We start from the raw sequence: 22,959 nt of genomic DNA, 5'->3' as shown, positions 1-22,959 counted from the left end.
TAAAAAATTATGCCCGTTGTTTCTTTGGCTCAAATGATGGAGTCTGGTGTTCACTTTGGGCACCAAACTCGCCGCTGGAATCCGAAAATGTCCCCTTACATTTACACATCTCGTAACGGGGTACATATTATCGATCTAGTGCAAACTGCTCAGTTGATGGATGAAGCTTACACCTTCATGCGAACTGCGGCAGAACAAGGGAAAAAATTCCTGTTTATTGGCACCAAGCGCCAAGCAGCGGGGATTATTGCCCAAGAAGCTTCTCGTTGCGGTGCTTATTATGTTAACCAACGTTGGTTAGGCGGAATGCTTACCAACTGGACAACTATTAAAACCAGAGTCGAACGTCTCAAAGATTTAGAAAGACGGGAAGAAAGCGGCGCACTGGATTTATTGCCGAAAAAAGAAGCTGCGGTTTTGCGCCGGGAAATGGAAAAGCTGCAAAAGTATTTGGGCGGCATTAAGTTAATGCGGAAAATTCCTGATGTGGTTTTAATTGTGGATCAGAAACGGGAATATAACGCAGTTCAGGAATGTCAGAAACTAGGATTGACGATCGTTTCCTTGTTAGATACAAACTGCGATCCAGATGTAGTTGATATTCCGATTCCGGCAAATGATGACGCAATTCGATCGATTAAGCTAATTATAGGTAAGTTGGCAGATGCGATTTACGAAGGTCGTCACGGTCAACTAGAGGTAGCTGAAGAAGAAGATTACGAAGATTACGAAGGTGCAGAAGACGATCTGGAATACGATGAAAGTGATTTCCTAGATTCTGACGACGACGAAGATACTGAGGAATAATCACGTTGAATCCGTAAAAACTAGATTAGGTAAGGGCAAGAGATGGCGGAAATATCTGCAAAACTAGTTCAAGAACTGCGTAAAAAGACGAATGCAGGGATGATGGATTGCAAAAAAGCACTCCAAGAAACTGACGGTGATGTTGAAAAGGCGATCGACTGGCTGCGGCAAAAAGGAATGCTCAAGGCTGGTAAGATTGAAACTAAATCTGCCACAGATGGATTAGTCGGTAGCTACATTCATACTGGTGGCAGAGTGGGAGTTTTGGTAGAAGTGAACTGCCAAACAGACTTTGTTGCCCGTAATGAAGCTTTCAAAGCTTTAGTGCAGAATATCGCTATGCAAATCGCTGCTTGCCCTAACGTCGAGTATGTTAAGGTTAGCGATATCCCAGGTGAGATTGTGGAAAAAGAAAAAGCGATCGAAATGGGACGCGACGATTTGGGCAATAAGCCAGCTAACGTCAAGGAAAAGATTGTCCAAGGACGGATTGAGAAACGCCTCAAAGAGATGACATTGCTCGATCAACCTTACATTAAAGATCAAAATATCTCGGTGGAAGAGTTGATTAAGCAAAATGTTGCTCAGTTGGGCGAAAACATTCAAGTTCGTCGCTTTGTACGCTTTGTACTCGGTGAAGGACTGGAAAAAGAAGAAAGCAACTTTGCCGAAGAAGTTGCAGCCCAAATGGGGGGTAATAAATAACTACTTCGATCCCCCATTATCCCCCTTAATAAGGGGGACTTTGAAGAGTTCCGCCCCTTAATCAGGGAGACTTTGAATTCCGCCCTGAATCAGGGAAACTTTGAACAGTTCCCCCCTTGGTAAGGGGGGTTAGGGGGGATCTAACTTGTGTTAAATAGTTAATACTTTTGTAGATTCTCAGCATTGCGGTACTGTTAATTTAACACCGCAATGCTTTGTGTATTATTAGATTTCCAGTAAAATTATGGCAAGAGCAATTGAGCGAATTGAACGGGAAATTGGGGTATTAGAGCAGACGATCGCAGAACTCGCAGAAGAATTTTACAATGTCTACAGCCGTTATTTGACTGCTTTAGGTCAAGGAATCCGGCAACAGCTGATCGTGGCAACTTATCATTTATGCACGCAAAGTTACCCAGAAGAATTTCTCAGTTTGTCTTTTAATCAGCGGCAAAAGTTGCAACAGACAATCAAACAATTGGCAGATCGTACTGCACAAGAGTTAATTCTTCAAGTCAACTCACCGATGCAGGAAAAATCACGTTCATCGTCAATAAATGAACTGGAAATTAGCGAACTTCGGGAATTAATTGAGGAAAGTATTGCCGAAGTAGAAGCACAGGAAAGCGAGTCAGAAAAGCCTTTTTCGGAGTCGGATTCTCTTGAAAGTAATGCTGAAGCTACAACGTCCAAGCCAAATACTCAGATTAAAAATCCCGAAGCTTTGTTACAATGGCAGGAAAAATTAGAAAGTGCGATCGCCAAAAGTTTGCAAAAGCTTTCTCGCGACAGTAACTTAAAATTACAGCAAGCAGGATTATTACCCAAAAAACTCCCCGAACCAGTTTTAGAAGCAGCTGCTAAAGTGGAAGCAGCAGCGGAAACAATGCCTGGGCCCCCAAATTTATTAAACTTAGTAATTGAGACAGAAAGCGATCGAGAATCCCAAAGTTCCACAGTTACACATTTAGTCGCTATCCATCTCCGCTTGTCAGAAATTGAGTTTCCTGACTCCACCCTGACAACCATTCGTCAGCAAATTAGAAACCTCTCAGTAAGACTGCATACAACCCGCCGAGAGTATCAAAAAAAACAGCGGGAAAAAGCGATCGCAGAAGCCGAATTAGCTTGGCGTGCTAGTTGGTTTGATTAATCATTGTTATTGGTTATTCGTCATTCGTCATTGGTCATTTGTTACACTATAAATCTAAAATCTAAAATCCAAAATCGGAAACTTGGTTTATGACTAATCCTCAACCCGATTGGGTAAGGTGGCAAAAAGCCTTAGAAGTAGAAGAAAAAAGCGGTTTTGTTGACTTAATAGGCAATCAATACCGCTTTAGTGAGTTTCTTTGCCTAACTTTTGGTAAACCTCCCACACTTTTAGATTCAGAATGGCGGAAAAACTGGCAAGAAATGGCAAGTAGATTTGCGAAATATCCCAACTTGTCAATTACTGAACGAGAAAATTTAGTTAAATTAGCCAAGTTATTTCTCCAAGCTTCTGAAGAAGAATGCCAAAGAATTTGGCAACAAAGAAGCAACATCAATGACGAACCAGAAAAGCTAAAGATAGCAGAAAAATTACCAACTACAAACTACCCATCACCAATTACCGAATCTGACATTTCCTTAGATCAACCATTAAGAGAAGTACCAAAATTAGGAATTACCAGAAGTAGACATTTAGCCAAATTAGAACTTTACACAGTTCGGGATTTATTGTTTTATTATCCTCGCGATCATATCGATTATTCCCAACGAGTTGATATTTCTCAGCTAGAAGCTGGCGAAACCGTAACTATTGTCGCCACTATTAAACGCAGTGAATGTTTTACCAGTCCGAAAAATAAAAAATTAACTATTTTAGAAATAGTCTTACAAGACCGTTATGGTAAAATACGGTTAAGTAGATTTTTTGCAGGTAATCAATATACTAATCGCGGTTGGCAAGAATCAATAAAAAAGCGCTATCCAGTGGGAGGAATAATTGCCGCATCTGGATTAGTTAAAGCGACTAAATATGGCTTAACTTTACAAGATCCCGAAATGGAAATGTTAGCTACTCCGGGAGATAACATTGAATCAATTAATATTGGTAGAGTTGTACCAATTTATCCTTTAACTGAGGGAGTACCCGCCGATGTAGTGCGACAAGCGGTAATGGCAGTGTTACCAGCAACCGCGCAAATTGAAGATCCTTTGGTGGAGGGATTGCGCGATCGCTACGGATTAATTAAACTACAAGATGCCATTAATAACATTCATTTTCCCACAGATAGCGCCAGCAAAGAAGCAGCCAGAAGACGATTAGTATTCGATGAATTCTTTTACTTACAATTAGGATTTCTCAAACGTCGGCAAACATTACGCCAAACTCAAGCCTCAGCAATTTTAGCCCCCACAGGTAAACTAATCGAACAATTCTATCAAGTATTACCCTTTAAATTAACAGGCGCACAACAAAGAGTAATCAACGATATTCTCAACGACTTACAAAAACCTACACCCATGAATCGATTAGTTCAAGGAGACGTAGGTGCAGGTAAAACAGTAGTAGCAGTAGTCGCCATTCTCGCCGCCATTCAAGCAGGTTATCAAGCCGCATTAATGGCACCCACAGAAGTATTAGCCGAACAACATTACCGCAAATTAGTTAGTTGGTTTAACCTCCTACATTTGCCCGTAGAATTGTTAACAGGTTCCACTAAAACCGCCAAACGTCGAGAAATTCACGCCCAATTAGAAGACGGAACTTTGCCTTTATTAGTAGGTACTCACGCCTTAATTCAAGATAAAGTTAACTTTCATAGTTTAGGTTTAGTAGTAATTGATGAACAACATCGTTTCGGCGTTCATCAACGCGCCAAACTACAACAAAAAGGCACACAACCTCACGTATTAACCATGACAGCAACCCCAATTCCCCGCACCTTAGCCTTAACATTACATGGGGATTTAGATGTTAGTCAAATCGATGAATTACCCCCCGGAAGACAAGCAATTAATACCGTAGCTTTATCGGGAAAAGAACGCAACGAAGCTTACGATTTAATCCGCCGAGAACTTGTTCAAGGCAGACAAGTTTATGTGGTTTTGCCTTTAGTTGAAGAGTCAGAAAAATTAGATCTTAGGGCAGCAACAGTAGAATATGAAAAATTACAAGAAACCGTATTTCCTGAATTTAAAGTTGGCTTACTTCATGGTCGCATGACCTCAGCCGAAAAAGATGAAGCAATCAACGATTTCCGAGACAATAAAACCCAAATATTAGTAGCTACAACAGTAATTGAAGTCGGTGTAGATGTGCCAAACGCCACAGTAATGTTAATCGAAAATGCCGAACGTTTTGGCTTATCTCAATTACACCAATTACGAGGTAGAGTAGGTCGTGGTAGCCATAAATCTCACTGTTTATTAATGAGTAATAGCACCACCGCAGATTCCCGGCAACGTTTAAGTGTTTTAGAACAATCTCAAGACGGCTTTTTTATCTCAGAAATGGATCTGCGTTTTCGGGGCCCCGGACAAGTTTTAGGAACCAGACAATCTGGTTTACCAGACTTTGCTTTAGCCAGTTTAGTAGAAGATCAAGAAGTTTTAAATCTGGCGCGAGATGCCGCAGAATTAGTCATGTTGCAAGACCAAAATTTACAAAACTCTTTGCTAAAAGCTGAGTTAGAATACCGCTACCAAAAATTAATGGGCGGCACAATTTTAACTTGAGCATGACTTACGCATCTAAGTGTAAAAACTCCATATTTGATAGTGCAATAAGTAGGTGTAAATAAATAAAGTGATAATAGTTATATGAGGATGGGGCAGGCAGGATGCCCACCCCACAAGAAAGCTGTAATTCTTGTGGGGCAGGCAGGATGCCCACCCCACAAGAAAGCTGTAATTCTTGTGGGGCAGGCAGGATGCCCACCCCACAAGAAAACTATATTTCTTGTGGGTGTAGTGACTTAAGAAAGTGTGACAATGGTGGATTCAAGGATGCCCACCCCACAAGAAAACTATATTTCTTGTGGGGCGGGCATCCTGCCCGCCTTAGTTTTCACTTTATTTATATCTACCTACTTACTCATACTTTTTCTTTTACCTTCCTCTTTAACCGCGAAGTAACTGCAAAAGCAGCGAAGGCAAACAAAGCAAATATAGTATTAGGCTCAGGAACTTTAGAAGTAGGAGTTATCTTGCCAGCCAAAACATCATCTATATAACTAGCGTAAGTTGATACGCGAGTATCCCCGCCCAACTCTCCGAAACTAGCGTTTAGTAGATTATCAATATCAGGAGGGCTAACACAATTAAATTCACCAAAACACGAGATAAAAGATCCCACTCCTGCAATTGATCCATTAATGAAAGTTGGTCCTCCTGAATCACCTGGGGCGGCACTAACCTCTTGCAAACCTAACCCTAAATCAGGAATACCAAAAAATCCAAAGGCATTATTTTGTGGTAATCCATTATCAAAATCGTATAGCAAGAATGCGTTGGGAAGTATTCCAGGATCTAAATCTTCTCCTAAAACTTCATATACATTTTGACCCGAACGTTTGACTCCAAAAGGGAAATTACTTGGGTTAAAACCCTGATTGCCTTGACCAGATAAACCATATCCAACCTTAACGCTGACCTGACCGATTTCATCAGTATTTCGGTAGATATCATACCGTTGGGCTGCTTCAGGTGCCGTTGATGCGAGTTCCAAAATGGCAATATCGCCACCAAAAGAGTCGAAATCAGCAAAACCGTCCCAGTCTGGGTAAATAAAAATGTTGGCAGTATTTATACCAAACCTACCTGTCGGCAGATTGAAAAATGCTGTAGCCGCATTTGTGATATTCAAGCCAAAATCGTCACTGAGACAGTGAGCAGCGGTGAGAATGTGTCGCCCTGAAGGTAGCAGCGAACCCGAACAACCAAAACGTCCCACACTTGTTTGTAAAGTTAAACTTACCACACCGTCAAATCCATTACCGGGACTTACTATGTAGTCATTGGGATCGCCGGAAACTACAATAGCTTGTGCTCGATCGCCAATTCCAAGAGTTGCGAATAGCCCTGCAACAATTATTACGCCAGAGGTAATAGTAGATTTTATTGATTTCAAAGGGCTGTAGAAAGGAGGAAGTTGCATTTTCTAATCTCCTGTATTAGCTAATAGTTAAACCCTTGGTTTTTTAATTACTAACAATCGCCCTGTCTTAGTTTTATTAGATTTCGCTGGCATTTCTCTCCAACAAGATCTAACTCATAACTAACTCAGTTTTAAATGCGGAATGTGGGCTCTAACCCAAATACTGTAGAGATTTGCGGTAAAATATTTTCGCAAGCTTCTTTAAAATTATGAGCTTTTGGCGCTTCTTTGACGAGTCCTTTTAATCTTTGCAGTGCTGAAAATGCCATACTCCGATTTTCTTCAATACCAGCATTTTTGGCGGCTAATACTAACGCCTGAAGTTGGTTTAATGCTTCAACTTCATTTTCGGGTGGTAAATTTTCATCACTTTCAATTCTTCTTTGTAGTTGTTCTAATAATTCTCTAATTCCTTCTTGTTCTGGGGGAGGTGATGCAGGTAATTCATTAATTGAATTCTTCACCTCATCGCTAATTGTATTTGGGTTCATCTGGATGATTTTTTCACTAGCTAATTTAGCAATATTTGCTTTGATTGCTAGTTTTGACCTCTACCTACAGATAGATTTGTTTAGAAAATTTATCAGAAAATACAATCAAAAATCTAAACTCGATCGCCCTGATTAATTGGTAATTCTATAGTGAATGTTGTCCCTACTTCTGATTTAGAGTGGCAATAAATATTTCCTTGATGTACTTCAGTAATAATCCGCTGGGAAATTGACAACCCTAATCCAGTTCCTATTCCTATTAATTTAGGAGTAAAAACTGGCTCAAATATTCGTTCTTTAATCTCTGCATTCAAGAAGATCTGTATCGCTATCGCATCATCGCTGATTCTTTTACTACTAATAATAATTTGTTTTGGCTCGCAATGCTGACAATTGTTTTGGGATTCTAATAAAGCATTAATTGACTTACCAAGCAAAGTCAAAATTACTTGATTGATTTGATTAATATAACATTCTACAGGTGGTAGTTCATCAAGATGCTTAATTATTTCAATCTTATTTTTGTAAAAGTTATACAGCAACAATAGACTAGTTTCAATGCTTACATTAATATTTGCTGCCCTCATTTTCGATTCATCAGACCCAGAAATTTTTCGCAAATTTTGCACTAATTCGAGAATTCTATCTGTTCCTAATTTAATCGAATCAATGATGTAAGGAAAATCCGATCGCAGATAATCTAAATCAACTTCTTCCCTAACCTTCTCAATCTCAACATTAGCTGAAAAAGTTTCCTCATAAACATCAATAACTTTCATCAATCCTTGGGTATACTCTTCTAAATATGGCAAATTACCATAGATAAAATTAATCGGATTATTAATCTCATGAGCAATACCAGAAACCAACTGACCTAAAATAGTTATCCTTTCTATTTGCGCTAAATGTACTTGGACTTTTTCTAAATTAGCCTGAGCTTCTTGTAAAGATTGACTTTGCTGTTGTAATTTCTCTGTAGCTTCCCGCAATCTTTGTTCTAACTCTTGTTTAGATTCAATAGTTGCAGTTGAATTAAGTAAAAACTGATAACGTTGATATACAATAAAAAAAGCGATCGCAGGTACTAACTCCACACAATTACCCACCATCGGCCCAAAAACAATATTACTTTCACTTCCTCTGGTAATTTTGAGAAAAATGTAACTTGTACTACCAATTAAAAACAAACTTGCTGTTAATATTGTTAACCAATTAACTTCTACTTTTTTATTGCGCCATAAATTCCTAAACATCAAAACGCTAATTAAAAAATAGCAGCCAGCAATAATTGTATTTTCTAATCCACCTACCAACTCTGCATTAACCAAGATTTGAGCGATCGGAAAACAAATTGTATTCCACATAAATATTGGTATCCCTGTTAAGTACTGGCAGCGTCACCATGATGAATCGGGGGATTAGACGAAACCAGCGCCCAACCATAGACTTATTGCCCAAATCGGCTTATAGAGTAAAGAGTAAAATAGAAAAGTTTAAAAAATTTTCCTTTCCTCATCAACCCTTACCTTTTGAACCTGTAACTTTCTTCTACCACCATAACTAAAAATATTTGTGTCGTAAATATTAAATCTCACATACTTTGTAGATACACTTCGACAAATTCCTGAGATTTAAAAATTTACTATCTCAATTATTATACTGGAAAATTTGCTAAAACCAAAAATAGTAGATTTTCCGGTTGCATTGTACCCTAAACATGGGTAAAGCTTAGTTTTCATCCCAAACTACTGAAATTTACCTTCTTACTTCAGAATATACTACAGCTATCCAACCGGAGTCGATTTGACAGGGCTAGGATTACAATAATCTTTACAATAACAATGTAGATTTTACTATCGTTATCTATCTGAGCATAAATATTTCTAGATTCTCTTATCGTGAGTTAGGCCACCATGTACCGGAAACTGTTTCAGCTGCGTCAGCGAAAAAGCCAAATGTATCGTACCGAAATCTTGCTAGACCGCTTGTGGGTCATCGGCTTGCTAATAGCAGCATTAACTCTTTATCTAGCCAATCTAGGTGGTCTGCCTTTACGAGACTGGGACGAAGGAATAGTCGCCCAAGTTGCCCGTGAAATATACAACGCCCCCCCTGGATCGTTACGCTGGCTTTACCCCACCTTAGCCGGAGAAGCTTACATCAACAAACCCCCCTTAATTCATATTCTCATCGCCAGCACATATTCCATTGGGGGAACGATTAATGAGTGGACAACTCGCTTACCAGGGGCAATCTTAACAGCCCTTTCTGTACCACTACTCTACGGCGTGGGGCGAGAAATCTTCACAAGAAGGCTATGGGCAATTTTTAGCGCCTTAGTTTACCTCACATTATTACCAGTGGTGCGACATGGACGTTTAGCGATGTTAGACGGGGCGATTTTGTGCTTTTTTCTGTTGACAATTTGGTGTTTATTGCGCTGTCGTCGCGACTTACGTTATTGCTTAGGTGTGGGGATAGGGTTAGGATTGATTGCTTTAACTAAAGGGTTTTTAAGTTTATTATTAGGCGCGATCGCACTAGCATTTATAGCCTGGGACACCCCCCGACTACTCACATCAATTTACTTCTGGAGTGGCATCATCATCGGCAGTTTACCCGCCACCTTTTGGTACGCCGCCCAACTACTACATCACGATCCAGCCTACGTTCAAATGTTCATCAACCAAGGCATTTTAAACCAATCCCTCAAACGTATATGGGATCGAGTTGATAACAATTCCGGCCCACCTTGGTACTACATCTTAGAAATCCTCAAATACAATTGGCCTTGGTTAGTATTTCTCCCGAACAGCTTAATTTTAGCTTGGGAAAATCGCAACCTTAGTTGGGCGAAATTAATCCTTACTTGGAGTGGTCTTTACTTATTTATCATCTCCATTATGACCACCAAACTACCCTGGTATGTCCTACCAATTTACCCAGCATTAGCACTCTTAATCGGCGCACAATTAGCAGAACTTTGGAATTGGCCTAGCAGCAAACCCTTTCCCCGGTCTTGGTTTACTGTTTTAAGCATATTAGTTATTGGTTCCTGGGCAGGCTGCATTTACTTTGCCAGATTCGCACCCCAACTAGAAACAGATTTAGTCCTAACCTTAACTGCCATAGCATTAACAATGACGATCGCCATTGTATTAATGTTGAAACGCGACCTGCAATTCATCATCATTTTGTTTTGGGGCAGTTATCTCTCCCTATTTCTCCTCATGACTTCTGATAATTGGGTATGGGAACTAGCGGAACAATACCCAGTAAAACCAGTCGCCGAAATGATTCAAAAAAGTCAACTACCCCCAAATCAGAAAATCTACACATCCCACCCAGCTTTTCGCCCTTCATTAGATTTCTATAGCGAACGCCAAGTCATTCCCACCACTGTTGACAACCTGAGAAAAATTTGGCAAGAACAACCTACTCCCTACTTCCTACTCCGGTCATACTTCCCCAAAAAACTTAACCTAGAACCTGTGAAAATCATCGATCAAGTCAAAACCAATACTCCCGAACCCGAAGCTAGCTGGGTCTTAATCACCAAAGACAAATATTACTAAACAACTAATTTTGGGGACTCGGAGAGTTTTGAGTTCTGAGTTTGGCGTTTTGAATTAATGAAATTCCCAAGAGTCCCAAGAGTCCCCCCTGCCCTCCGGGCGGCGAATGTCAATAAAAATCAATTAATTAGGTTTTGTAACCCAATCCATAAATTGCTCAATAGGATTTTTTTGGGCAGGTTTTTCATCTATTGTTGCCATAGTATAGCCTAAAAAAATAGCGCTGCATACAATAGCAATTAAAGAAATTGGTTTGGCAATGCGAAAGTCACGACGCATTCGTGCTAAAGGACGACTTTGGCGACGCAGCATTTGCCCATCAGTTCGGTGTCTCTTAATTGATTGGGGATCTCTTACATAATGACCACTTTGACTAATCACAAAGCGTTCATGACAAAGGGGACACATATAGAGTCCACTACCTACGTTACTCAGCTTCCTTCCCTGAGAACGATAACAAATTGGGCAAGTAACAGAATTGCCATCAAAAGTGTGAGCATTCATCAGAATTTCCTACTTTTCCACAGGTTGTGCCTTTTTTCAGTGCAATTTACTAAACCTGCTGTCACGCATAGCGCCCAGCCTAGATTGGTCACTTCGATCAGCTAGTGCTATCAGAAGATGACTTTGAGCAAGACCCATCTCTACTAAACATTTCACATTTCCAGTAACGAAGGCAAGTTAAAGATAAATTTATTCAAGGACAAATTTGCATATAGTTCCAAATACTAGTTTACCCAAATTGACTAGCAAAAAAGCAAACTTTTAGCCTTCCTTATCGTTAAAATTTATAGGAGAAGCCTGTGAAAAAATTTTAGCTTTCTCTAATTACTTTATATACTCACCTTCATATATAATGAATCCCATTCCCCCCGTTGATTTACGGTTAAATCAACCACCTTTGTCAGATACGGGAAATTCCGATCGTACCACTCACTCCTCTCCCCCATTCACCAGACTTCTCAATCGTCTCCAGCCATCACCAGAAACAGTAGTCATGCTTCTAGCAGTACTCATCGGTGGTGGAACTGGCATGGGAATAGTCACATTTCACTATTTGATTGAGCTTATCCACAGCCTCGCCCTAGAGCATTTAATGGGATTAATCTCTCGTTGGGGCGCTTGGACTTTAGCTTGTGTTCCTACCCTTGGCGGTTTAATCGTCGGTTTAATGCGTTGGCGCTGGCAAGATTTAGGCCCTAGCATTTCTTCGATGATTGCGGCTACTCAGGGTTCCTTAAATGATATGTCCCGCCAACTCAGACCAGTGACTAAAATGGTCGCCGCTTCCGTATCTTTGGGAACTGGGGCTTCATTAGGCCCCGAAGGGCCAAGCGTAGAAATTGGCGCGAATTTTGGAATGTTACTTGGTCAAGTCCTGCAAGTCTCTCAGGAACGACATCGGTTACTTTTGGGCGCAGGGGCAGCGGCGGGTTTAGCGGCTGGGTTTAATGCCCCTGTTGCTGGGGTGTTTTTTGCCTTGGAAGTGGTCTTAGGAACTACTTTTGCGACTTCTGCGGTTAGCGTTGTGCTGTTAGCGGCTGTGGTTTCGGCTTTAATAGCCCAAATTGGTTTGGGGGCACAACCTGCTTTTAGTTTGCCTGTTTATGAGGTTCGCAGTCCTTTAGAGTTGCCTTTGTACATTGGTTTGGGTTTACTGGCTAGTTTAGTATCCCTGACTTACACCCAAGCAATTCAAACTGCTGGGCGTTGCTTTAAGGGACAAGTGAAAGGCTTTGCTTGGTTGGGTAAAATTCCCCGCTTTGTTCATCCGGTAATTGGTGGGTTATGTGTTGGGTTAGTCGCCCTAAAATGGCCGCAAATTTTGGGTATTGGCTATGAAACTGTGGAAGCGATGCTGCAAGATGTGGAGTTTCCCCTTCATTTGTTGGTGGTGTTACTGGTGGTGAAACTGGTAATGACTGCTTTGAGTGTGGGTAGCGGTTTGGTTGGTGGTGTGTTTGCGCCCGCGATGTTTTTGGGTTCATCTTTAGGCGCTGCTTATGGGAAAACTCTGGCTATTGTGTTGCCGGGAATGAGTGCTAGTATGGCAGGGCCACCTGCTTATGCAATGGTGGGTATGGCTGCGGTTTTGGCTGGGAGTGTGCGTGCGCCGCTGACGGCGATTCTGTTACTGTTTGAGTTAACGCGAGATTATCGGATTGTTTTGCCTTTGATGGCTGCTGTGGGTTTGAGTGTGTGGTTGGTGGATTTACTTAAACCAAGGGCAACTCAAGCTTTGAATCTTCAGCAGATGGGTGTAAATTTGAGTAAAGACCAGAATCATGAGGTCTTAAAACAAATGCCTGTGTCGGCGGCTATGCAGCCACCTAAGTTGTTACTTTCTGATTCTCTACCAGTTTTACAGGCTGGTGTTTCTTTAACTAATCATCTCTGCCATACTGCTTTGGTGGTTGATGACCAAGAACGATTAATTGGTTTAATTACTCTGCAAGATATTAATCGAGCGATCGCACGCGCAGAAACCAGTCCCTCTGGTTATAATATCCTTGACCAAACACTGGCTGATATTTGCACCAGAGAGATTCTCTACGCTTACGAAGATGAATCTCTAGCTGATGCCCTATCCCGCATGGCGGCGCGTGGTTTACATCAGCTACCAGTAGTGGCGCGAGATCATCCTCTGCAAGTTTTAGGTTTATTGGAACAGGAAGGGATTAATTTGGCTTGTACTGTGGCAGTTACTCATCAAGCTATTAATCGTTACCTGCCCATGTTGGCTCAAGATGTGCCTGTTTCCAAAGCTAAGCAAACCGTTTGAACACTTTAAACCCTGCATCATTACAATCAAAGAAGGTATCCTTTGTCGATCGGGAATGTTTTGCTCAGGCTGGCAGCTAGAAGCGAATTCCCGGTCTTTTTTCTTGAGAAGCAACTTCATTGAGTAAAGTTTTTCCTTATCAATGCTTGCTTCACACTCTATTTTGATGAGAATTTGCTGATGTAAGATCGCACTTTTGAGCAACTATTCTCTTGGTTTTATTTCAGGATGCAGTTTAAGTTGTTCTCGGTCAGTTAACTTGGGAATATTTAAGCTCTCTTGGGCCAATATTTTTGTAGGTTGTGGCGTTGCAGTCCAAATTCACAATCTAGCTACGCAGGGCAAATTATTCCTCTTCAGCGGGATTACCCTCACTATCAATTTGGCGTAACCGAATGTGCTTACGCCCCAAAGAAATTTCAAACTCATCTCCTGGCTGCAAACCCATCTGTGATGTGTAAGCTGAACCAATTAATAAGTTGCCGTTTGATTGTACGCTAATCCGATAGCTGGCGCTGCGTCCACCACGACCATTTCCACCTTGTTTGCTATCTAACTGAATGCCTTCTGCATCAATCAGAGCATTCAAGAATTTCATCATGTTGACACGCTCTACACCATTTTTGGTAACAGTGTAGTAACCGCAGGCTTTCGCCTTTTCTTCTTTGCTTAGGTTGTCTAGCTCTTTGACTTTCTTTAAGAGAGCTTCCGCAACTAGGGGTTCGATCTTTTTGCCTTTATTCATTAACTTGACTCAAAAAGAATTACTTCATCTAGTTTATAGTATCCGATCGTGAGTTGTGTTTTGCTATGCTTATGAAGCGATAGCTTTTTATCAACTCACAAATCTATCTTATATCGTTAGCTGTAAATTGTTCAAGATAGTAAAGGTAAATATTGATGATATTTTGCTCTCTTATTAATCAGCTGACTCTTGTAAAGGAGGGTAAGAGAAACTAGATAGATAATGACTGGCGATCGATCTAAGTACCTACATCTATCTTATGGAGGGTGGTTGTTGAAGGAAATTACCCCGGAAACAAAGCGGAAAATTTTTGAGATTGTAAAGTAAAGATGAAGCTGACTACTAAAGGACATTACAGTGTAAAGGCGCTGTTAGATTTAAGTCAAAAGCCAGGATATGGGCCGACTTCTGTCAAAGCGATCGCTAAACGCCAAGAAATCCCAGCCCCATATTTAGAAAAATTACTTATAGAAATGCGGCGGGCGGGGATAGTAGAATCAGTACGCGGATCGCAAGGGGGATATAAATTAGCTAATTCCCCCGATCAGATTTCATTAGGACAAATTTTAGAAGCTGTTGGCGAAACAATTGAACCGCTACCCCGCCATACTCCCGATGCCAAAATAGCCGAAGATTGGGTAACGTTTGCTATTTGGCGACGCTTGCATCAAAAATTAAAAGAAGCACTGTACAGCGTTACCTTAGAAGACTTATACTATGATGCCCGAAGTTGGCAAGCAGCTTTAGGGGAAGAAACAAGTTTTGTTGTTTAGCCATTAGTCAGTTGAGCAATAATCAAGTAATTCTAGCGATCGCAGCTACATTAGACTATCTAATAGGAGATCCTTGGGGATGGCCTCATCCAGTACGACTCATGGGTTGGATCGTCCATAATTTTCACACATTTACTGCGAAATATTTGCACCATCCGCAAGCACAACGAAGCGCTGGTATAGTATTAGCGATCGGACTAGTAACTATCAGCGGGAGCAGCGGTTGGTTAATCGTCCAAGCTGCTCAAAGCTTACATCCTTTATTAGGAATTATAATAGCAAGTATTCTGCTAGCAAGTTGTTTTGCCGGACGTAGCTTAAGAGTAGCTGGTGAAGAAGTATTACAATCACTTAACCAAAAAGACATAGCCGCCACTCGTTCTATTTTAAGTCGATATGTGGGAAGAGATACCGAGCAATTAACCGAAACAGAAATTTTGCGGGCGGTTTTAGAAACTGTAACCGAAAATGCTACCGATGGAGTCATAGCACCGCTGTTTTATGCTATTTTAGGTGCTTTTTTGCCAGGAATCGGAAGTGTTCCTTTAGCACTTGCTTATAAAGCTGCCAGTACGCTCGATTCAATGGTAGGTTATCGAGAATATCCTTATATATATATAGGATGGTTTAGTGCCAAACAAGAAGACATTCTGACTTGGCTACCCTGCCGATTGTTAGTCATTACCTTAGCAATTTTATCTGGTAAACCCTTGTATGTTTGGCAAACCTGTCGTAGGGATGCTGTAAAAGATTCTAGTCCTAATTCTGGCTGGAGTGAATGTGCTTATGCTGCTGTGCTCGGTGTACAGTTAGGAGGTACTAATTGGTATCGTGGCGTTGCCAAACAAAAACCTTTATTAGGAGATCCAATTAACCCGATTACTGCCCAGAAAATTAAACAAGCAACATTACTCACTCGATATTGCTTCTTGATTTGGTTAGCGATCGCCTTACTTATTTTGACTCGGTTTTAGGAACAATACAACTTGTTCCTTGTCTGTACTCTTATCAGCTGAGTAAAATCTCCACTGGAAATACCCGTTTTTAGGTATTTCCCACAGCCAAAGAGGAGTGAGTGATGCCGAAAAGATTATTCCAAGCCGTAATATTGACAATAATAATTAAAGTGCTAGCCTCGACTAGTTCGCCCAATTTCTCTAGCATTTCTTCAGCAAGAGTATCACAGGCTAGTAAAACTTCCATAACTTTACTCTATCGCTGGTTGGATCGTTTTAGCGATCGCTTAATCGAGCAATTTGATAATCGCATTGATTAACTGCACGCTAAACTTCTAAAGAAGCTAAACATCGCAGGAAGCAAGCAGTCATGACTAATCGCCTTGCCCAATCTCCCAGCCTCTACCTTCGCAAACACGCCGAAAATCCGATAAACTGGTGGCCTTGGTGTGAGGAAGCTTGTGCTATCGCCCGTCAAGAAAATAAACCTATTTTCCTCTCCATTGGCTACTCTAGCTGCCATTGGTGTACCGTCATGGAAGGCGAAGCATTTTCTGACCTGACTATTGCCGAGTATATGAATGCTAATTTTATCGCCATTAAAGTCGATCGTGAAGAACGACCAGATATAGATAGCATCTATATGCAAGGGTTACAGATGATGACAGGGCAAGGCGGTTGGCCTTTAAATGTATTTTTAGACCCTCATACTTTGGCACCTTTTTATGGTGGCACTTATTTCCCCGTAGAACCTCGCTACGGAAGACCGGGGTTTTTGCAAGTTCTGCAAGCGATTCGCCGTCACTATGACACAGAAAAAGCCAAAGTTGACTCTGTAACCTCTGAAATCCTGGGTTATTTGCAACAATCAGCCAGTATAGTACCTTCTACCACAACGGAAATCGGCACAGCTTTACTAGGTAAAGGTTTAGAAACAAATACAGGTGTTCTGAGTCATAGTGGTTCAGGGCCAAATTTTCCGATGATTCCCTACGCAGAAGTAGCTTTGCGGAGTACTAGGTTTAATCTAGCTAGCAAATATCCGGTAAAACAACTCTGCACTAAACGGGGTTTAGATTTGGCATTGGGTGGCATTTTCGATCATGTAGCTGGTGGTTTTCATCGCTACACAGTTGATGGGACTTGGACGGTGCCGCATTTTGAGAAGATGCTCTACGATAATGGTCAAATTGTGGAGTATTTAGCGAATTTGTATGCTTTGGGAGTGCAAGAGGTTGTTTTTGAAAGAGCGATCGCCCTTACAGTACAATGGCTAACCAGAGAAATGACTGCCCCGGAAGGCTATTTTTACGCCGCCCAAGACGCTGATAATTTTGCCGACCCAGAAGACTTAGAACCAGAAGAAGGTAATTTTTATGTCTGGAGTTACGGAGAATTACAGGAGTTGTTATCTCCAGAAGAATTAACCGAAATTCAGAAATATTTCACCGTTACAGACGAAGGAAATTTCGAGGGAACTAACGTTTTACAAAAGCGAGAGCCTAGCCCTTTAAATAATAATTTAGAATCAGCTTTCGCCAAATTATTTGCTGTTCGTTATGGCGCTACACCCGACAAAGTAAAAACTTTTCCCCCCGCCCGAAACAACCAAGAAGCAAGAACGAAAAAATGGCCGGGAAGAATTCCCCCAGTCACAGATACTAAAATGATTGTGGCTTGGAATAGTTTAATGATTTCTGGATTAGCCAAAGCGGCTGCGGTGTTTGAAGAACCCTCTTATTTAGCCCCAGCAGTACAAGCGGCTAAATTTATTTGGGAAAATCAGTGGGTAAAAGACCGTTTTCACCGAGTCAACTATGAAGGGGAAGTAGCTGTATCCGCGCAGTCTGAGGATTATGCTTTCTTCATTAAAGCACTCTTAGATTTGCACCAAGCCACATTAGGAATTGCTCAAGAAAACGCGCAATTCTGGTTAGAAAAAGCGCAACAAGTGCAAACCGAATTCGATGAATTTTTGTGGAGTGTGGAATTAGGTGGATATTTCAATACTGCCAGTGATGCTAGTGATAATTTGCTGGTAAGGGAGAGGAGTTATATAGATAATGCTACTCCTTCTGCCAATGGAATTGCGATCGCCAACTTGGTCAGATTAGCCCTTTTAACAGAAGATTTAACATATCTCGATCGGGCAGAACTTGCCCTCCAAGCCTTCAGCGAAATCATGAACAAATCCCCCTCAGCTTGCCCCAGCTTATTCACCGCCCTAGACTGGTATCGTAACCACACCTTAATTCGCACAAATAGCGAAGAACTAAAATTCCTTAAACAACAATATCTCCCCACCGCAGTCACAATTTTAACCGACGAACTACCACCCGGAACCGTCGGCTTAGTGTGCCAAGGACTCAGTTGCACAGAACCCTCAAAAAACCACGAACACTTGTGGCAGAAGATACAGCAGAGTCTAAGTAGAGGATAGGGGCTCTTGGCGCAGGGGAGCAGGTTCGCTAGAGGGAGATCCAGGGACTCCAGGGGCTCCAGGGGCTCCAGGGGCACAGGAGCACAGGAGCACAGGAGAAATGAGATTGTACTATCATACGGAGAAAGTAATTTTTAGTAGTTTCAAATGAATCAAAAGAAGCCTTCTCCCTGGCTAATGCGACGCGAATAGCCAGAGAGTGGCAATTCAATCATTCTCTGGCATCCCCTGTGCCCCTGTGCCCCTGTGCCCCTGTGCCCCTGTGCCCCTGTGCCCCTGTGCCCCTGTGCCCTCAGACTCAGAAGCTTCCAAAACCTTGGGATTAGTAGGAGAAATTCTTTCGATATTAATTAAAGATTGCATCACTGATTTGACTATTGGGGCAGCTATAGCACCACCAGAACCGCCGTCTGGTTCATCTACTACCGCCGCGACTACGTAACGGGGAGATTCTAAAGGCAAGATAGCCACAAAACTGGTAACTTTCGCATCGCTGTAACCACCTTTGGGACTAGCTTTTTGGGCTGTACCTGTTTTACCACCAATTCTATAACCGGGAATCTGGGCGGCTTTACCAGTACCTTTTGTGACTACACTTTCCATCATTTCTGCAACTATTTCGGCAGTTTTTGGGGAGAAGACAGTTTTAGGTGGGGGTAATGTAGGTTGCCAGGTAAGTTCGTCTTTGGAATTATACAAACCTTGAATTACGTGAGGAGTAACTAGTTTGCCGCCGTTAGCTAGGGTAGCTGTCATTCGGACTAAGTGCAACGGAGTGATCGAGAAACCTTGACCGAAAGCAGCACTAGCGGGTTCAATAGGTAAGCCAGTAAAAATGCGCTCAGGCTTGAGTTTGCTAATAGCTCTAAAAGGAAGGTCACTTTCTACTGCCGATCCTACTCCGATACGTTTTAACCAGTTATAGTAAACTTTGGGCGGGAGGGTTTGTATGATTTTTACCATGCCGACGTTACTGGAAACTTGGATAATTTTAGTGACGTTGATCGTGCCATGTCCTCCGCCATGAGCATTTCTAATCACTTTGTTACTAACTTTAATCGCGCCCCCATCGGAGAAAACGCTGTTGGGTTGAATTGATTTATTTTCTAAGGCAATGGCGACATTGATAGGTTTGAAGGTGGAACCTGGTTCATAGAGGTCTGTTACTGCCCAGTTTTTGAACAGAGATGTATCTTTATATTTATAAACTTCGTTGGGATTGTAGGTAGGTTCGGCAACTAATGCCAGTAAGGAACCATCCCGCGCATCCATGACAATTACAGTACCTCGTTTGGCTTTGAATTCGGCCATTTTGGTTTTCAAAGCAGTACGGGCGGCGCGTTGCAGGCGCACATCTATTGTCAGCCTCAAACGGCTATCATCGGCGTTAAATAAGCCTTGTGGGGCATAGTCTGGCATGACGGCACCATTGCCAGCCCGATTTAACCTGAGTACTTTTAAGGAACGTTCTAGTAGGGTTTCTCGGCTGTATTCTAAGCCTGCTTGTCCTCTATGATTGTCATCGACGTATCCGACGATATCGGCTGCGGTTTCTTTTGTAGGGTAAAGGCGAGAGTAGTTTTGAATTAGTTCTAAGCCGTCTTGCCTCATGGCAGTGATTTTATCGGCTACTTCTTGTACTATTTTGTCCTTAACCCGAATGCCGCTAGGGGCGCTGTTAAATTTGCTCAGAAGTTCGGTTGTTGATAGTCCAATTAGGGGGGCTAGTTGGTTGGCAATTTCTTCTTTTGTTTGTCTGCGGAAGATTTTGGGGTGGGCAAAGAGGGTGTAGACTGGACGATCGACTGCTAATACGTTATTGTTGCGATCGACTATGGAACGCCTGGGTACAAAGGGACGAAGGGTGATTTCTTGCTGCTGCTTGGCGTAACGTTCTAACAATGGCCTTTGGATAACTTGCAACCGAAACAGATTCCAGCACAATCCTAAACCTCCCAAGAGCAAAATCATCCACACAACCACTAAGCGAATTTCTTTTGGGTTTTTAATTACAGTTGGCAAATAATTAGCCCCAAGTCGCTTCATATTTGAAAAGGAGGAAGGATGAGATTTAGCCATTTTAGATTTTAGAATTATAATTTGTCGCTGCTTAGTACCCTAGTGGAGTTGGATGAGTTGTGGGAGTAGGTGCTGATTTTACAGAACTACGAGCACTTTTGGTGGCTGGTCTTTGGGGTGCTGCTTCTAAGAATAGGTTATTTTCTGGGGTTGGTGGTATTAGTCCTTGATTTTGGGTTTCGGCTGTTTCTGCTAGTTGATTTTTTCTTTCTTCCCCGGCTGTAGTTAGTTCTCGTTCTTTTCTTTGTAAGGATTGCAGTTTTTGGTATTCCTGATTCCACTGTTGTTGGGAGTAGACTATGGCAGCATAAGATGAGAGTGTAGCACTGATTAAGATCAAGGCGATCGCTGATGTGTATCGCTGGGATGTGATTAACCATTGCACCCAAATTGGTGCTGTTGGCGACAGCGGACTAATTTTTGATTTTGCCAACCTTTGGGGTGAAATTTTAGTTTGGGCAGCAATTTTAGATTTAGGCGCAAATGACATCACAGTTCTCCAACTTATTTGTCTAAAATCAATCATACATAGCTAAATTAACTTGATAGATATCCATTTTTAGCTATAACTGATTTTACTGTGTTATAATATTGCGCGGTCTAAGCTAAGCGAAAAAAAGCAGATTTCACTTTTTGCGCTGGCCTAGCTGAGAAACTTTGCAGCAAGAATCTCCCGTTACAGCATCAGCTTGACGGCTAAACTGTCGATGTTATTATCATGATCTAGCAGGTAATCTAATCTGCACTAATTAACTCACGAGGAGTGTATGAATAAAAAAATTTGGTCTGTAGTTTTCGGACTTGGCTTAGCTTTTACCTTGGTAGCCTGTGGTGAGCAAGCACAAGAAACAACACCCCCAGCCGCAACCACACCCGCAAAACCTCCAGCGGCAACCACACCTCCAGCGGCAACCACACCCGCCGCTACTCCAACAACACCTCCAAAGCCTTAAGGAATTGCCAACTCTTTATTAGCTTTCGCTAGCTAAGCATCTATATTTTTGGGGAAAATAATTCTTCGCCCCATAAAGCGAAAAATTATCTCATCTGAAGGAGTTCTGCCTTTTTCAAAGAGTTTTTTGGCAACAGGGACAAGGGAAAAGGCAGAAAAAAACCTTTACCCTTGACCAATTTTGGGTTTAATAATAGTAGCTGTTTTCTCAATGCTTTTATTACAATTTAGTACTTCCCATTACTGTCGCAAGGCGCGGTTAGCATTGGGATATAAAGGAATTAGCTACGGAGTAGAGAATTTAACGCCGGGATTGCATAGAATAAAGTTAAAACCAATGACAGGTTTAACTACTGTACCAGTGCTATTACCACAACAGTCGGGTAAACCTGAGTGCATCGCAGATTCTACCGAAATTTTCAAGTTTTTGGAATCTTACCAACCTGAACCAAGTTTATTACCGAAACCAGAGCAGCAAACAGCAGCTTGGATGTTAGAAGATTGGTTAGATGAAAGTATTGGCACTGCCACTAGATTCATTTATTATGATTTTCGAGCCGGAGTTGGAAAGCAAATTGATCCTTCTTGGTTTAGCCAACTTTTAATTCAGGTAGTGCGTCGTCAGTATCAGATTAATGCAGCTACGGTAAATCTGGCGAAAGAGCGGATTAAGTTAGCATTGGAAGTATTAAGACCTTGGCAAGAGCAACCCTATTTAGTAGGAGAAAGTTTGAGTGTGGCAGATATAGCAGCCGCCGCCTTGTTGAGTCCTTTGGCTTTAATCCCTGAATATCGACAGGAGTATCCTTGGTTATTTGCCAGGATAAAGGAAATTCACGAAATTTGTCGAGAGCCATTGCCACCGGGGTTGGTTTAGGCTCCTGGGGCAGGGGGGCTCCTGGGGCAGGGGGGCTCCAGAGGCAAAATAGAAAATCTAAAGTTATGTAGGTAATAGGTAATTAGGGAATGTTTTATAGATTGGGGAAGATGGGGATTTTGGGTTTTGCTGTGCCTTTGTGGGTGGGGTGTTTTCCGAGGGTTGTGCAAGCCCTGCCGCCGCCAGAGGATATGCCGGAAGAGATTTTGCGGACGGAAATTATTACAGAGGCTCGAAGTCCGATCGATGGTAAACTTTTGAGTGCAGCTGAGTATGCTGAATTAATAGCATCTCTACAATTAGATTCCCCACCTGAGCCAATGGTTAGTAGCGATATCAAGTATTTGCTTTTTCTGCTGCGTTTGCGATCGCAAATCCGTCTAATTCTACCGTTTTTAGATTTTAGTTTTTAGACTTTGCCCTCTTACCCAGGTCGAACCTGGGTATGAGACTTGGGAAATTCTACCTCCCAGGCTGCTTTGTAAAACGAGAGAGCTTGACTAAATCGGCAAATTATTAACTAAACTTACTTATAGTTGCCTATTATGAGTAAGTTATGTGGAAGGTTTCAGAATTTGGAGATTTGGTTGGAGTTTCGGCATCGACACTTCGTAGATGGGAGCAGGAAGGC

21 protein-coding genes are annotated in these 22,959 nt (G+C 41.8%); 13 read left to right on the top strand and 8 right to left on the bottom strand.

Features of this window, described 5'->3' with window-relative positions:
* Positions 1–9: 9 nt before the first annotated feature.
* From rpsB to recG, 4 genes are all read left to right on the top strand, one after another.
* Positions 10–807 (top strand): 30S ribosomal protein S2, encoded by a 798-nt coding sequence (gene rpsB, locus ACE1CC_RS09810; RefSeq protein ID WP_413270282.1) that lies wholly within the window; start codon positions 10–12, stop codon positions 805–807.
* Positions 808–849: 42 nt separating this feature from the next.
* A complete protein-coding gene (gene tsf / locus ACE1CC_RS09805; RefSeq protein WP_413270281.1) occupies positions 850–1,512 on the top strand; it encodes a translation elongation factor Ts in 663 nt (220 codons plus the stop codon).
* 244 nt (positions 1,513–1,756) lie between these two features.
* A complete protein-coding gene (locus tag ACE1CC_RS09800) occupies positions 1,757–2,665 on the top strand; it encodes a hypothetical protein (protein ID WP_413270280.1) in 909 nt (302 codons plus the stop codon).
* A gap of 89 nt (positions 2,666–2,754) precedes the next feature.
* Positions 2,755–5,238 (top strand): ATP-dependent DNA helicase RecG, encoded by a 2,484-nt coding sequence (recG, locus tag ACE1CC_RS09795; protein WP_413270279.1) that lies wholly within the window; start codon positions 2,755–2,757, stop codon positions 5,236–5,238.
* Between the two features lie 358 nt (positions 5,239–5,596).
* Here recG and ACE1CC_RS09790 read toward each other — a convergent pair whose 3' ends face one another.
* From ACE1CC_RS09790 to ACE1CC_RS09780, 3 genes are all read right to left on the bottom strand, one after another.
* Positions 5,597–6,658 carry a trypsin-like serine protease gene (locus ACE1CC_RS09790; protein WP_413270278.1) on the bottom strand — a complete coding sequence of 354 codons (1,062 nt, stop codon included), beginning with the start codon at positions 6,656–6,658 and terminating at the stop codon, positions 5,597–5,599.
* 131 nt (positions 6,659–6,789) lie between these two features.
* Positions 6,790–7,149: a hypothetical protein gene (locus ACE1CC_RS09785; protein WP_413270277.1), complete on the bottom strand. Its 360-nt coding sequence runs from the start codon at positions 7,147–7,149 to the stop codon at positions 6,790–6,792.
* A 113-nt stretch (positions 7,150–7,262) separates the two neighbouring features.
* Positions 7,263–8,513: a sensor histidine kinase gene (locus tag ACE1CC_RS09780; RefSeq protein WP_413270276.1), complete on the bottom strand. Its 1,251-nt coding sequence runs from the start codon at positions 8,511–8,513 to the stop codon at positions 7,263–7,265.
* 549 nt (positions 8,514–9,062) lie between these two features.
* Between ACE1CC_RS09780 and ACE1CC_RS09775 the strand changes: the two genes are divergently transcribed.
* A complete protein-coding gene (locus ACE1CC_RS09775) occupies positions 9,063–10,724 on the top strand; it encodes an ArnT family glycosyltransferase (protein WP_413270275.1) in 1,662 nt (553 codons plus the stop codon).
* Positions 10,725–10,847: 123 nt separating this feature from the next.
* Here the strand turns inward: ACE1CC_RS09775 and ACE1CC_RS09770 are convergent, their stop codons facing one another.
* Positions 10,848–11,228, bottom strand: coding sequence for a hypothetical protein (locus tag ACE1CC_RS09770; protein WP_413270274.1), 381 nt, complete (start codon positions 11,226–11,228; stop codon positions 10,848–10,850).
* Positions 11,229–11,580: 352 nt separating this feature from the next.
* Here ACE1CC_RS09770 and ACE1CC_RS09765 point away from each other — a divergent pair, with 352 nt between their 5' ends.
* Entirely contained in the window at positions 11,581–13,506 is a 1,926-nt protein-coding gene (locus tag ACE1CC_RS09765) for a chloride channel protein (protein ID WP_413270273.1), read from the top strand.
* Positions 13,507–13,852: 346 nt separating this feature from the next.
* Here the strand turns inward: ACE1CC_RS09765 and ACE1CC_RS09760 are convergent, their stop codons facing one another.
* Positions 13,853–14,251 (bottom strand): AbrB family transcriptional regulator, encoded by a 399-nt coding sequence (locus ACE1CC_RS09760; protein WP_413270272.1) that lies wholly within the window; start codon positions 14,249–14,251, stop codon positions 13,853–13,855.
* A 329-nt stretch (positions 14,252–14,580) separates the two neighbouring features.
* Between ACE1CC_RS09760 and ACE1CC_RS09755 the strand changes: the two genes are divergently transcribed.
* Positions 14,581–15,024 carry an RrF2 family transcriptional regulator gene (locus ACE1CC_RS09755; protein ID WP_413270271.1) on the top strand — a complete coding sequence of 148 codons (444 nt, stop codon included), beginning with the start codon at positions 14,581–14,583 and terminating at the stop codon, positions 15,022–15,024.
* An 11-nt stretch (positions 15,025–15,035) separates the two neighbouring features.
* Positions 15,036–15,998: an adenosylcobinamide-phosphate synthase CbiB gene (gene cbiB, locus ACE1CC_RS09750; RefSeq protein ID WP_413270270.1), complete on the top strand. Its 963-nt coding sequence runs from the start codon at positions 15,036–15,038 to the stop codon at positions 15,996–15,998.
* 70 nt (positions 15,999–16,068) lie between these two features.
* Here the strand turns inward: cbiB and ACE1CC_RS09745 are convergent, their stop codons facing one another.
* A complete protein-coding gene (locus ACE1CC_RS09745) occupies positions 16,069–16,227 on the bottom strand; it encodes a hypothetical protein (protein WP_413270269.1) in 159 nt (52 codons plus the stop codon).
* Positions 16,228–16,350: 123 nt separating this feature from the next.
* Here ACE1CC_RS09745 and ACE1CC_RS09740 point away from each other — a divergent pair, with 123 nt between their 5' ends.
* On the top strand, positions 16,351–18,420 hold the full coding sequence (locus ACE1CC_RS09740; protein ID WP_413270268.1) for a thioredoxin domain-containing protein: 2,070 nt from the start codon (positions 16,351–16,353) through the stop codon (positions 18,418–18,420).
* Between the two features lie 207 nt (positions 18,421–18,627).
* On the opposite strand, the gene ACE1CC_RS09735 is transcribed toward ACE1CC_RS09740, so the two are convergent.
* Complete coding sequence (locus ACE1CC_RS09735) at positions 18,628–20,499, bottom strand: peptidoglycan D,D-transpeptidase FtsI family protein (protein WP_413270267.1); 1,872 nt, start codon at positions 20,497–20,499, stop codon at positions 18,628–18,630.
* Between the two features lie 31 nt (positions 20,500–20,530).
* Positions 20,531–20,989: a hypothetical protein gene (locus ACE1CC_RS09730; RefSeq protein WP_413270266.1), complete on the bottom strand. Its 459-nt coding sequence runs from the start codon at positions 20,987–20,989 to the stop codon at positions 20,531–20,533.
* Between the two features lie 277 nt (positions 20,990–21,266).
* Here ACE1CC_RS09730 and ACE1CC_RS09725 point away from each other — a divergent pair, with 277 nt between their 5' ends.
* From ACE1CC_RS09725 to ACE1CC_RS09710, 4 genes are all read left to right on the top strand, one after another.
* Positions 21,267–21,452, top strand: coding sequence for a hypothetical protein (locus tag ACE1CC_RS09725; protein ID WP_413270265.1), 186 nt, complete (start codon positions 21,267–21,269; stop codon positions 21,450–21,452).
* Positions 21,453–21,662: 210 nt separating this feature from the next.
* The gene (locus tag ACE1CC_RS09720) at positions 21,663–22,328 is read left to right on the top strand and encodes a glutathione S-transferase family protein (RefSeq protein WP_413270264.1); all 666 of its coding nucleotides are present in this window, start codon (positions 21,663–21,665) and stop codon (positions 22,326–22,328) included.
* A gap of 110 nt (positions 22,329–22,438) precedes the next feature.
* Entirely contained in the window at positions 22,439–22,741 is a 303-nt protein-coding gene (locus tag ACE1CC_RS09715; protein ID WP_459563822.1) for a glutathione S-transferase, read from the top strand.
* A gap of 143 nt (positions 22,742–22,884) precedes the next feature.
* The coding region (locus ACE1CC_RS09710; protein WP_413268434.1) for a MerR family transcriptional regulator at positions 22,885–22,959 on the top strand (75 nt) is incomplete at its 3' end.

Source organism: Floridaenema aerugineum BLCC-F46 (assembly GCF_041929345.1).
GTDB lineage: Bacteria > Cyanobacteriota > Cyanobacteriia > Cyanobacteriales > Aerosakkonemataceae > Floridanema > Floridanema aerugineum.
Note: the sequence above shows the minus strand (reverse complement) of the source record. Positions and strands in the feature narration are given on the sequence as shown.

Excerpts from the sequence above, each read along its gene's own strand:
- rpsB (WP_413270282.1), top strand. The coding sequence starts at position 10 with ATGCCCGTTGTTTCTTTGGCTCAAATGATGGAGTCTGGTGTTCACTTT.
- tsf (WP_413270281.1), top strand. The coding sequence starts at position 850 with ATGGCGGAAATATCTGCAAAACTAGTTCAAGAACTGCGTAAAAAGACG.
- ACE1CC_RS09800 (WP_413270280.1), top strand. The coding sequence starts at position 1,757 with ATGGCAAGAGCAATTGAGCGAATTGAACGGGAAATTGGGGTATTAGAG.
- recG (WP_413270279.1), top strand. The coding sequence starts at position 2,755 with ATGACTAATCCTCAACCCGATTGGGTAAGGTGGCAAAAAGCCTTAGAA.
- ACE1CC_RS09790 (WP_413270278.1), bottom strand. The coding sequence starts at position 6,658 with ATGCAACTTCCTCCTTTCTACAGCCCTTTGAAATCAATAAAATCTACT.
- ACE1CC_RS09785 (WP_413270277.1), bottom strand. The coding sequence starts at position 7,149 with ATGAACCCAAATACAATTAGCGATGAGGTGAAGAATTCAATTAATGAA.
- ACE1CC_RS09780 (WP_413270276.1), bottom strand. The coding sequence starts at position 8,513 with ATGTGGAATACAATTTGTTTTCCGATCGCTCAAATCTTGGTTAATGCA.
- ACE1CC_RS09775 (WP_413270275.1), top strand. The coding sequence starts at position 9,063 with ATGTACCGGAAACTGTTTCAGCTGCGTCAGCGAAAAAGCCAAATGTAT.
- ACE1CC_RS09770 (WP_413270274.1), bottom strand. The coding sequence starts at position 11,228 with ATGAATGCTCACACTTTTGATGGCAATTCTGTTACTTGCCCAATTTGT.
- ACE1CC_RS09765 (WP_413270273.1), top strand. The coding sequence starts at position 11,581 with ATGAATCCCATTCCCCCCGTTGATTTACGGTTAAATCAACCACCTTTG.
- ACE1CC_RS09760 (WP_413270272.1), bottom strand. The coding sequence starts at position 14,251 with ATGAATAAAGGCAAAAAGATCGAACCCCTAGTTGCGGAAGCTCTCTTA.
- ACE1CC_RS09755 (WP_413270271.1), top strand. The coding sequence starts at position 14,581 with ATGAAGCTGACTACTAAAGGACATTACAGTGTAAAGGCGCTGTTAGAT.
- ACE1CC_RS09745 (WP_413270269.1), bottom strand. The coding sequence starts at position 16,227 with ATGGAAGTTTTACTAGCCTGTGATACTCTTGCTGAAGAAATGCTAGAG.
- ACE1CC_RS09740 (WP_413270268.1), top strand. The coding sequence starts at position 16,351 with ATGACTAATCGCCTTGCCCAATCTCCCAGCCTCTACCTTCGCAAACAC.
- ACE1CC_RS09735 (WP_413270267.1), bottom strand. The coding sequence starts at position 20,499 with ATGGCTAAATCTCATCCTTCCTCCTTTTCAAATATGAAGCGACTTGGG.
- ACE1CC_RS09730 (WP_413270266.1), bottom strand. The coding sequence starts at position 20,989 with ATGTCATTTGCGCCTAAATCTAAAATTGCTGCCCAAACTAAAATTTCA.
- ACE1CC_RS09725 (WP_413270265.1), top strand. The coding sequence starts at position 21,267 with ATGAATAAAAAAATTTGGTCTGTAGTTTTCGGACTTGGCTTAGCTTTT.
- ACE1CC_RS09720 (WP_413270264.1), top strand. The coding sequence starts at position 21,663 with ATGCTTTTATTACAATTTAGTACTTCCCATTACTGTCGCAAGGCGCGG.
- ACE1CC_RS09715 (WP_459563822.1), top strand. The coding sequence starts at position 22,439 with ATGGGGATTTTGGGTTTTGCTGTGCCTTTGTGGGTGGGGTGTTTTCCG.